The sequence below is a fragment of the Agromyces sp. NPDC058126 genome (genome assembly GCF_042884595.1).
Taxonomy (GTDB): Bacteria; Actinomycetota; Actinomycetes; order Actinomycetales; family Microbacteriaceae; genus Agromyces.
On sequence record NZ_JBHVTS010000001.1, the window covers coordinates 994,340 to 1,005,368 of the forward strand.

Consider the following 11,029-nt stretch of genomic DNA (forward strand, 5'->3'; position numbering starts at 1 on the left):
CGCCGCGTGGGGGCGCGGCGATGAGAACGGATGCCGCGCGGCAGGAGCCGCGCGGCGTCCGCTCGCCCCCGTCGATCGGATGCATGGGAGGCTGGAGGCATGACCATGCAGCCCGCTCGCCGCGTCGACGAGACCCTCCCAGCAGAACTCCTCGAGAGCGTCGACGCCCTGCTCGACGAGGCCGGCATCCGCGAGAACCGCGCGCTCGTCGAACGGATCCTGCTCACGGGGCTCCGGCTCGGCGCCGACGGCACGCGGCGACTCGACCTGAAGATCACCGCCTCGGCGCTCGAGGAGATGCGCGCCGCGTTCCGGCTGTTCGCGCCGTACGCGCGGGTGCCGAAGGTCACCGTGTTCGGATCCGCCCGCACCTCGCCGAGCGACCCGCTCTACCGGCAGGCGCAGGACGTGGCGGCCGCACTCGCCGCCGACGGCTGGATGGTCGTGACCGGGGCCGGGCCGGGCATCATGGAGGCCGCGACGACGGGTGCGGGTCCCGGGCGCGCGCTCGGGGTGTCCATCCGGCTGCCCTTCGAGGAGGAGCCGAACGAGGCGATCGCCGAGGCGAGCCGGGTGGCGATGAAGTACTTCTTCACCCGCAAGCTCATGCTCGTGAAGGAGTCGCGCGGCTTCGTGTGCCTCCCGGGCGGCTTCGGCACGCTCGACGAGACGTTCGAGCTCCTGACGCTGCAGCAGACGGGCAAGGCCGAACCCATGCCGATCGTGCTGCTCGATGCGCCCGGTGTCGGCTTCTGGGAGGGGCTCGAGCGCTTCGTCGACGACTCGCTCGTGCCCGCGGGGCTCATCAACCGCAACGACCTGGATCGTGTGCTCATCACCGACTCCGTCGAGGCCGCCGCCGCCGAGATCACCGGGTTCTGGCGCAACTACGACTCGTTGCGCTGGGTCGGGAACCGGCTCGTGCTGCGCCTCAACGCACAGCCCGGCGATGACGAGATCGACGAGCTGAACGACCGGTTCGGCGACCTCCTCGCCGCCGGGCGCATCGAACGGACCGAGCCCCTCCGGCCCGAGCGCGAGACCAGGGACGCGCTCGAGCTGCCGCGCGTCATCCTCGAGCCCGACCAGCACCGGGTGGGGGAGCTGCACCGGCTCATCCGAGCGCTCAACGCGCTGCCGTCGGCGCCGGCCGACGCGACGCCGCCGGCCGTGCCGGCCGTCGGCGGCTGAACCGCGCCCGACGGGTACTCGGAGGCCCCGGCATCCGGTACCGTAGAGTGTCCGCTCCGAGGGGTGGCGGCATGAGAGCTGAATAGAGGAGGCCGGGCGATGGACATCGACCTCAGCATGCTTCGCATGGTGGAGCGCGAGAAAGAGATCCCGTTCGAAGAACTGGTGCAGATCATCGAGCAGGCGATCCTGATGGCCTACCTCAAGCACCAGAACCCGACCCTGCACGGCCATGCGAACCCGACGGGTGCACGCGCCGAGCTCGATCGCAAGACCGGTCACGTCTCGATCTTCGTGCCCGAGCTCGACGAGGAGGGCGAGGTCATCGGCGAAGCCGAGGACACCCCGAGCGACTTCGGCCGCATCGCCGCCTTCGCGGCGAAGCAGGTCATCATGCAGCGCCTCCGCGACATCGCCGACGACGCGGTGCTCGGCGAGTTCCGCGGCCGCGAGGGCGACATCGTCGCCGGCATCATCCAGCAGGGACCGAACCCGCGCATGGTGCACGTCGACCTCGGCACGGTCGAGGCGATGCTGCCGCCCGAAGAGCAGGTCCCTGGCGAGGAGTACCCGCACGGCCAGCGCATCCGCGTGTACGTGACCAGCGTCTCGAAGGGCACGAAGGGTCCGTCGATCACGGTCTCCCGCACGCACCCCGCGCTGGTGCGCAAGCTCTTCGCGCTCGAGGTGCCCGAGATCGCGAACGGCGTCGTCGAGATCGTCTCGCTCGCCCGTGAGGCCGGTCACCGCACGAAGATCGCGGTTCGGGCGAACCAGCCCGGCGTGAACGCCAAGGGCGCCGCCATCGGCGAGCTCGGCCAGCGCGTTCGGGCGGTCACCGCCGAGCTCGGCGCCGAGAAGATCGACATCGTCGACTGGTCCGACGACCTCGCGACGTTCGTCGCGAGCGCGCTGAGCCCTGCGAAGGTGACGAGCGCCTACATCATCGACGAGGCGACGCGCGCGGTCCGTGCGCTCGTGCCCGACTACCAGCTCTCGCTCGCGATCGGCAAGGAGGGCCAGAACGCTCGCCTGGCCGCCAAGCTGACCGGGGCGAAGATCGATATCCAGCCCGATTCGATCCTCGAACAGGGCTGATCCGCCGAGGGTCGTCAGCGCCCGACCGCCCGCCGCGTCGGCGGGCATGAGCGCAGAGTGTAAGATGGAACCTGTCAGAACGTGCATCGGATGCCGTTCGCGCGCCCCGCGATCCTCGCTTCTGAGGGTCGTCTCCCAGAACTCCCACGTCGTGGCCGATGTCATGGCCGTGCTTCCGGGCAGGGGTGCGTGGCTGCATCCGACACCCGAGTGCTACCGGCTCGCCGTTCGGAAGCGCGCCTTCGGGCGAGCGCTCCGCATTCGCGGCGAGGTGGACACCGGCAACGTAGAGAACAGGCTGAACCCACAAGTGATGACCAATGAGTGACAACTAATGAGCGGCTCGAAATGAGTCCCGTCCGCCATTGATGGTCTGCCCCTGTCCGGGCGCAGGCCCGGAACAGGAGAGAAGTGGCTGCCAAACCACGCGTACACGAGATCGCATCCGAACTCGGTGTCGACAGCAAGATCGCCCTTGAGAAGCTCAAGGAGATGGGCGAGTACGTCAAGGGACCCTCGTCGTCCATCGAACCCCCCGTCGCACGTCGCCTGAAGGCGGCGCTCGAGGCCGCCGGCGCCGCCGCGCAGGCCGCGCCCGCGGCGACCCCCGCCGCGCCGGCGAAGCCCGCTGCCAAGCCCGGCGTGAAGCCCGGCCCCAAGCCGGCTCCGAAGCCCGTCGCCGAGCCCGCTCCGGCGGCTCCGACCCCCGCTCCGGCGCCCGCGGCCCCGGCCGACGCGCCGCTCACGGTCGCCGAGCGCCAGGCGCAGGCCGAGGAGAAGGCGGCCCAGGCCGCCGCCGAGAAGGCCGCCGAGGCGCCCGCCGCCTCGAGCGACGCCGTCAAGCCCGGTGCCTCCGCCCCGAAGCCCGGCGGCGCGGCTCCGCGCCCCGGCGCTCCGAAGCCCGGCGCGCCGCGCCCCGGCAACAACCCGTTCTCGAGCTCGCAGGGCATGGGCTCGCGCCCCGCTCAGCCGCGCCCGGGCAACAACCCGTTCTCGAGCTCGCAGGGCATGGGCCAGCGCCCGAGCCCCGGCAACATCCCGCGTCCGCAGGCTCCGCGCCCCGGTTCGCCGCGTCCCGGCGCTCCGCGCCCGGCCGGCGCAGGCGGTCGTCCCGGCGGCGGCTTCCAGCGTCCCGGCGGCGCCGGTGCAGGCGCTCGTCCCGGCGGCGGCGGCGGCTTCCAGCGCCCCGGCGGCGCACCCGGCACCGGTTTCGGCGGCCCGCGTCCCGCGGGCGGCGGCGGCCGTGGTCGCGGCCCCGGCGGCGGCACGGCAGGTGCCTTCGGTCGCGGTGGCGGCAAGTCGAAGGCGCGCAAGTCGAAGCGGACGAAGCGGGCAGAGTTCGAGATGCGGGAGGCCCCGTCGCTCGGCGGCGTGAGCGTTCCCCGCGGCGACGGCAACACCGTCATCCGCCTGCGTCGTGGCTCCTCGATCTCCGACTTCGCCGACAAGATCGACGCGAACCCCGGTTCGCTCGTCACGGTGCTGTTCCACCTCGGTGAGATGGCGACCGCGACCGAGTCGCTCGACGAGGCGACCTTCGAGGTCCTCGGCGCAGAGCTCGGCTACAAGATCCAGGTCGTCTCGCCCGAAGACGAGGACCGCGAGCTCCTCGAGGGCTTCGACATCGACCTCGACCAGGAGCTCGAGGACGAGACCGACGAGGACCTCGCGCAGCGACCCCCGGTCGTCACCGTCATGGGCCACGTCGACCACGGTAAGACCCGACTCCTCGACGCGATCCGCAACGCGAACGTCGTCGCCGGCGAGGCCGGCGGCATCACGCAGCACATCGGTGCCTACCAGGTGCACACCGAGCACGAGGGCGTCGACCGCGCGATCACCTTCATCGACACCCCGGGCCACGAGGCATTCACCGCCATGCGTGCCCGTGGTGCGCAGGTCACCGACATCGCGATCCTCGTGGTCGCGGCCGACGACGGCATCATGCCACAGACGATCGAGGCGCTGAACCACGCCCAGTCGGCGAACGTGCCGATCGTGGTCGCGGTCAACAAGATCGACAAGGAGGACGCCAACCCGGCGAAGGTGCGCCAGCAGCTCACCGAGTTCGGCCTCGTCGCCGAGGAGTACGGCGGCGACGTCATGTTCGTCGACGTGTCGGCGCGCAACAACATCGGCATCCAGGAGCTGCTCGACGCGGTCCTCCTCACGGCCGACGCGGGTCTCGACCTGCGTGCGAACCCGAACAAGGCGGCTCGCGGTGTCGCGATCGAGGCGAAGCTCGACAAGGGACGCGGCGCCGTGGCGACCGTGCTCATCCAGTCGGGCACGCTGAAGGTCGGCGACGCGATCGTCGCGGGCACGGCCTACGGCCGCGTTCGCGCCATGGCCGACGAGAACGGCGACGCCGTCACCGCTGCGACCCCGTCGCGTCCGGTGCAGGTGCAGGGCCTCTCGAGCGTCCCGCGCGCCGGCGACACGTTCCTCGTCACCGACGAGGACCGCACCGCCCGCCAGATCGCCGAGAAGCGCGAGGCCGCCGAGCGCAACGCGCAGCTCGCGAAGGCACGCAAGCGCATCTCGCTCGAGGACTTCACTCGTGCCCTCGAGGAGGGCAAGGTCGAGTCGCTCAACCTCATCATCAAGGGCGACGTGTCGGGTGCCGTCGAGGCGCTCGAAGAGTCGCTCATGAAGATCGAGGTCGACGACTCGGTGCAGCTGCGCATCCTCCACCGCGGTGTGGGCGCCATCACCGAGAGCGACGTCAACCTCGCGACGATCGACAACGCGATCATCGTGGGCTTCAACGTGCGACCCGACACGAAGGCGCGCGAGCGCGCCGCTCGCGAAGGTGTCGACATCCGCTTCTACTCGGTGATCTACAACGCGATCGACGAGATCGAGGACTCGCTGAAGGGCATGCTCAAGCCCGAGTACGAAGAGGTCCAGTCGGGCGTCGCCGAGATCCGCGAGGTGTTCCGCTCCTCGAAGTTCGGCAACATCGCCGGTGTCATCGTGCGCTCCGGCACGATCACGCGCAACGCGAAGGCCCGCGTCATCCGCGAGGGCGTCGTCGTCGGCGACAACCTCGCGATCGAGTCGCTGCGTCGCTTCAAGGACGACGTCACCGAGGTCCGTACGGACTTCGAGGCCGGCATCGGCCTCGGCAAGTTCAACGACATCCAGGTCGGCGACGAGATCGAGACCATCGAGATGCGCGAGAAGCCTCGCGCGTGACCGAACGGCCCGGGGCGGCTCGCCGCCCCGGGCTTCGCTCGGAAGGAGCACTGACTACCCATGGCTGATCCGGCACGCGCCAGGAAGATGGCCGACCGCATCAAGGAGATCGTCGCCCGCCGCCTCGACAAGGGCCTTCGCGACCCGCGTCTCGGCTTCGTGACGATCACCGACGTGCGCGTCACGGGCGACCTCCAGCACGCGAGCATCTTCTACACGGTCTACGGCACCGACGAGGAGCGTCGCGACTCGGCGCTCGCGCTCAAGGCCGCGACCGGGATGCTTCGCAGCGAGGTCGGCCGCAACATCACGGCCCGGCTCACGCCGAGCCTCGAGTTCATCGCGGACGCGGTGCCCGAGAACGCGCAGCACATCGCAGATCTGCTGCACGAGGCCCGTGCGCGCGACGAGGAGACGGTCGCGCTGGCGGCGAACGCCGAGTACGCCGGCGACCCCGACCCGTACGTGAAGCCGCGCGAGCTCGACGACGACGAGGACGACTTCGACGACGTCCAAGTCCGCTGAGTCGCGAGCCGTCTCGCGAAGCACTCCGCACTCGCATCGATCGAGCAGGTCGATGCACCGCTGCCCGGGGCCGTCAGGCCTCGGGCAGTGTCATTCCCTCCCCGGTCTCGACCGCGAGGCCGTCGGCGACGAGTCCTGAGATCGCGCGTTCGAGCTGACCGGCGTCGGCCCAGACGCCCGAGATCTCGGCCCGGGTCACGGGGCGGTGGGCCGCTCTGAGCTCGCGCATGACGAGTCCGCGCACCTGCCGGTCTGAGCCCTCGAACCGCGCCTGCTTCGACTTGCGCGGTCCGTCGTAGGCGGGTGAGCCCGCGAGGAGCCAGGCGCACCGATCGTTGATCGGGCACGCCTCGCACCGCGGGGCGCGCGCGGTGCAGACGATCGCCCCGAGCTCCATCGCGCCGGCGTTGAAGACGCGCGCCTCGTGCGGCGGCTCGGGCAGCAGCGCCGACATCGCGGCGAGATCCTTGGCCGTCGACGGGGGAGCGGGCTCGGCGTTGCCGTCGACCGACCGGGCGATCACCCGCCGGGTGTTGGTGTCGACGACGGGCACCCGCGCGCCGAAGGCGAATGCCGCGACGGCGCGTGCGGTGTACGGGCCGACCCCCTGCAGGGCGAGCAGTTCGTCGAGTTCGTGCGGCACCTCGCCGCCGTGACGTTCGACGATCTCGACGGCCGCGCGATGCAACCAGAGTGCACGGCGCGGGTAGCCGAGCCGGTCCCAGGCGCGCACCGCCTCGGCGGCCGGTTCGGCGGCGAGGCTCGCCGGGGTCGGCCAGCGGCGGATCCACGCCTCCCACCGAGGGATCACCCGATCGACCTGCGTCTGCTGCAACATGAACTCGCTCACGAGCACCGCCCACGGCGACACCTCGGCGGCGCGCCAGGGCAGCGGCCGAGCGGCATCCGCGAACCATGCGTTGACGGCGGTGGCGAGGTCGTGAGCGGCCGGACGAGGCATCCGACCAGCCTAGGCCGCCGCGGATGGCCCGGGGTTATGCTCGCAGCATGCGCCTCGTCACGACGCCTCGGGTCACGTTCCTCCGCGAGCTCTCGGGCGAGATCATCGCCCACTCCGGGCGCGGGCGCATGATCGTCGCGGTCGACGGACCCGTGCAGAGCGGCAAGACGGCGTTCGCCGACGATCTCGCGGCGGTGCTCGGGGAGGCGGGCCACACGGTGTTCCGGGCGAGCATGGAGGACTTCCACCGTTCCCGCTCGGCGCAGGCGGTGTTCGGCGACGACACCGCCGAGCGCTACTACCGGTACGGCTTCGACGAGTCCGCGCTCCGACGCGTGCTGGTCGAGCCGTTCCGCCTCGGCGGGTCCACCGCGTTCGTCATCTGTGTGTTCGACCCGGCGCGCGACGCATGGGTCGAGCCCAAGTGGATCACCGGCCCGGCCGACGCGATCCTCGTGCTCGACGGCCGCTTCGTGCTCCGCGAGCGCCTCGACGAGCTCTGGGACTACCGCATCGCGATCGACGGCGAGCCCGTGGATCCGGCCGATCGACTCGCCTACGCCGAACGCGACCCGCGGAGCGTCGCCGATGCCGTCGTCGACCTCGAGGATCCCTCGGCACCGCGCTGAATCTCGGCGTTTGTACCCCGGTCGGATTCCCCATTCCGAGGGTCATTTTGTACCCCATTCGGCAGAATCGCCCGATGAGGGGCCCGATCGCTCTCCATAATTGGCTGATTGCCAGCCCCCGGCAGTAGCGACACCCGACGCATCACCCGCACTACGAACAGCCTGAAGTCGATCGACGCGGACCACCCGCCCCGCGTCCGTCGGCGACGCCCGACGGCGCCCGGTTCGAGCATCGCTCGATCGGGGCCGCACGTCTGCTGTTCGCGTGTGCGCGCGAGCACACGGTCTCGTGCTCGACCGGGCCGACCCCAGGAGACCCATCCGATGAGGACCACCCGTGCACTCCGCATCGCGGCGACCGTCGTGGGCGTGCTCGCGCTGACGCTCGGCGCCGGTGCGCTGCCCGCGCAGGCGACGCAGCCGTCGTTCATCTGCGAACCGCTCGACTCGGGCAAGATCGACACGAGCGGCAGTCCCGCCACCGTGACGGTGACCGCTCCCGAGGGCCGGCTCATCGACGGCTACTGCGTCAAGGCCGGCACGACGAAGTACTTCGTCCCGGTCGAGCCGCCCCAGGCGACCGTCGTGATCGACCACCCGACGAAGGACTCGGTGAGCCACTACTCCGTGAGCTACGTCGATGTGCCGAACGAGCCCGAGGACCCGGAGGGTCTGCCGGTCCCGGCCGAGCCCGCATGGGTCGACGAGTGCGGCGTGGAGGGCGACGGCTACGTGCTGCCCGACGACACCGCCGACGTCGTCTGGACGACGAGCGGTCGCGACGCCGAGGGCCGAGAGACGGTCACGGCGACCGCGCAGAACGAGAAGACCTTCGTCGGCGGTGGGCCGACGGTCGAGTTCTCGCACGTCTTCACCGACGAGGAGTGCGAGACCCCGCAACTCGCGCGGTGCGAGACGTTCTCGTCGAACCACTCGACCGATCTCTCGAAGTGGGATCTCGGCCAGACCCGATCGACCGGTCACAACGAGCTCGTCGCGAGCGGCCTCCGCGTCTGGACCGAGGGCGCGAGCTCGACCGACAAGGCCGCCGGCTACTACGACACCAACTTCCCGCTGAGCGGCGTCGGCGTCACCTCCATCGCCGATGCGCTCGAGTACACGGCGACCACCGGCCCCGAGCCCGGCCTGCAGCTCGTCATCGACGTCGACGGCGACGGCGACGGCGACGGCATCCTCGTCGGTGAGGCCGTCTACGGTGAGAACTGGTGGCTGAGCGGCGGCTCGACGCAGTCGCTCAAGGACGGCGCGCCGAACACGGGCGGCGGCAACGGCTCCGAGTGGTTCGGCACGGCTGCGGAATGGGTCGCGGCGTTCCCCGACGCGATCGTCGAGGCGGTCGGCTACTCGCTCGGCTCGGGCGTGCACGGCGACGGCGTCATCACCAAGATCACGCTCGGCTGCGTGGAGTACACCTTCGGCCTGAAGCCCACCGAACTGGCGCAGCCGACCCTCGACGGCAGCATCGCCGCCGGCGTCTGCCTCGCGAACGCACCGTGGATCTTCTTCCACGTCGCCTTGACCGACCCCGCAGGCACCGTCGTGTCGCGCGAGGTCTCGCTCGTTCTGAGCGACGGCGAGCACACCGAGACGATCGAGCTCGGCACGCTGAACGACGAGGGGGTGCTCGAAGACGAGGTGCTCTGGCCCGGTGCGGCGGTCGACGACGAGGGCAATGCCGTCGCCTGGCCCGGTTGGAAGCAACTCGACGACGGCACGTGGGTCGAGACCGAGGAGAACTTCGCCTGGACCCGTGACCTCACGAGCGCCAAGTTCGTCGTGAACCCCGAGCTCGAGGTCGACCTGGCGTACCCGCCGGCCACGCCCGACTGCATCGCGGCGCCGCCCGCCCCCGAGGCCCCGGGCGAGCCCGGCGGTGGCGGCGGCGAGTCGCCGTCCGCGCCGGCCGGCGCCGGTGACGGGCTCGCGGACACCGGCTTCGCCGGCACGACGATCGCGATCGTCGCGGGCGTCGTGGTCCTCGCAGGCATCGCGTTCCTCGTGATCGCTCGCCTGCGTCGCAAGCAGTCCTGACGCAGCACATGAGAGGGGCCCGGTCCGCCGGGCTCCTTTCGTGCTCGAGGGCTTCACTGCGGCTCGAAAAGGGGACTCCGTCCCCCATTTCGGGGGACATCTCGTACCTCGTCGCGAAAAGGGGCTGACAAGTCCCCCATTTCGAGGACATAATGGGGGACATTGCCAAAGCCCCCGGCAGTAGCGGAACCCGAAGCAACACCCGCAACACCCGAAACCCGAAGTTGATCGTCACGGACACCCGTCCGTGACGATCACCGCTGTGTGCGCTCGACCCGGCCATGCAGGTGCGCAACCGCGCACCCGTGAGGCGGGATCGAGCGCCCCCCGGTGAAGCCCTGCCATCGTGCGCGCCTTCGCCGTGCGTTCGAGTTCTCCGTTCCGCCGCCGTGCCGGGCCGATCTCTGGAGAGAACCCGAATGAGCAAGCCCCGCGCCGGCCTGGCGCACGCTGCCCACGGCGATGCCCGTCCGCGCAGCCGATCATCGATTTCGAGCCCGATCCGCCGCTTCGCGGCAGCCGTCGCCGCGCTCGCCCTGGGCGCCGGCCTCGCCGTCGTCGGCATCGCGGCCCCCGCCTCGGCGCACACGGGCGACCTCAAGGCCTCAGCCGTGTGCAACGTCGAGACCGGTGAGTACGACGTGACGTACACGCTGAAGCTCTCGAACGTGCCCGACGGCAAGACGGGCACCACGATGTGGGAGGTCGGCACCTCGAAGTTCGAGGACACGCCGACGAGCGCCGACGGCATGGATCGCGGCCCGCTCACCTCGAAGGGCAACACGACCCTCGAGCTCGGCACCGAGAGCCTGCCCGGCGACACCGTGGGCAACGGCCCCTGGGTCTACGCCTTCACGAGCTGGGACAAGAACAACAAGAAGGGTTCCGACGGTCGCATCGAGGGCCTGAAGGGCGACTGCGGCAACGAGACCACGGTCAAGAAGATCACCTTCTGCCACGCCACGGGCAGCGCCACGAACCCGTACGTCCGGCTCACGACGTCGGTGAGCGCGTTCCTGAACGCGGGGCACATCGACCACCAGAACCGCGGCGACATCTACCCCGAGTTCACCTACAAGAAGCCCGGCAAGAACGGTCAGCTCATCAAGGTGCCCGCTCAGGGAGACCAGAGTCTGCTGCAATACGAGGACTGCACCAAGCCGCCCACCAAGATCGTCGTCCCGACCGCTTCGTTCGCGGATGAGTGCGGTGTCGACAACTACGTGCTGAGCTACGACAAGAAGCTCGAGGGCGTCGTCTGGTCGGAGTCGGTCGCGGGCGGCAAGGTCACCCTGACGGCGAAGCCGGCGAAGGGCTACGTGTTCGAGGGCGGCAAGTCGGAGGTCGTGTTCGGCCCGTGGACGCTCAACCAGAC

General features: G+C 70.5%; 8 protein-coding genes and 1 pseudogene. 8 read left to right on the forward strand and 1 reads right to left on the reverse strand.

The genetic code is table 11. The annotated features are described in order from the left end of the window. Nucleotides 1-99 precede the first annotated feature (99 nt). The 5 genes from ACFVTR_RS04390 (at nucleotide 100) to rbfA (ending at nucleotide 6,012) form a co-directional block, all read left to right on the forward strand. Nucleotides 100-1,191, forward strand: a complete 1,092-nt coding sequence (locus ACFVTR_RS04390) for a TIGR00730 family Rossman fold protein (RefSeq protein WP_387035075.1) — start codon at nucleotides 100-102, stop codon at nucleotides 1,189-1,191. Between the two features lie 99 nt (nucleotides 1,192-1,290). After that, a complete protein-coding gene (nusA, locus tag ACFVTR_RS04395) occupies nucleotides 1,291-2,289 on the forward strand; it encodes a transcription termination factor NusA (RefSeq protein WP_376940906.1) in 999 nt (332 codons plus the stop codon). A gap of 64 nt (nucleotides 2,290-2,353) precedes the next feature. Further along, a complete protein-coding gene (locus ACFVTR_RS04400; protein WP_387035077.1) occupies nucleotides 2,354-2,617 on the forward strand; it encodes a YlxR family protein in 264 nt (87 codons plus the stop codon). A gap of 83 nt (nucleotides 2,618-2,700) precedes the next feature. Next, a complete protein-coding gene (infB, locus tag ACFVTR_RS04405; RefSeq protein ID WP_387035079.1) occupies nucleotides 2,701-5,487 on the forward strand; it encodes a translation initiation factor IF-2 in 2,787 nt (928 codons plus the stop codon). Between the two features lie 60 nt (nucleotides 5,488-5,547). Then, the gene (gene rbfA, locus ACFVTR_RS04410; RefSeq protein WP_387035081.1) at nucleotides 5,548-6,012 is read left to right on the forward strand and encodes a 30S ribosome-binding factor RbfA; all 465 of its coding nucleotides are present in this window, start codon (nucleotides 5,548-5,550) and stop codon (nucleotides 6,010-6,012) included. Between the two features lie 73 nt (nucleotides 6,013-6,085). On the opposite strand, the gene ACFVTR_RS04415 is transcribed toward rbfA, so the two are convergent. Further along, entirely contained in the window at nucleotides 6,086-6,973 is an 888-nt protein-coding gene (locus tag ACFVTR_RS04415) for an A/G-specific adenine glycosylase (RefSeq protein ID WP_387035083.1), read from the reverse strand. Between the two features lie 47 nt (nucleotides 6,974-7,020). Between ACFVTR_RS04415 and ACFVTR_RS04420 the strand changes: the two genes are divergently transcribed. The 3 genes and pseudogenes from ACFVTR_RS04420 to ACFVTR_RS04430 all read left to right on the forward strand — a co-directional run. Continuing rightward, nucleotides 7,021-7,602, forward strand: a complete 582-nt coding sequence (locus ACFVTR_RS04420) for a hypothetical protein (RefSeq protein ID WP_387035084.1) — start codon at nucleotides 7,021-7,023, stop codon at nucleotides 7,600-7,602. Nucleotides 7,603-7,926: 324 nt separating this feature from the next. Further along, nucleotides 7,927-9,654, forward strand: coding sequence for a hypothetical protein (locus ACFVTR_RS04425; RefSeq protein ID WP_387035086.1), 1,728 nt, complete (start codon nucleotides 7,927-7,929; stop codon nucleotides 9,652-9,654). Nucleotides 9,655-10,073: 419 nt separating this feature from the next. Further along, nucleotides 10,074-11,029, forward strand: a pseudogene (locus tag ACFVTR_RS04430) (hypothetical protein); the annotation flags it as partial.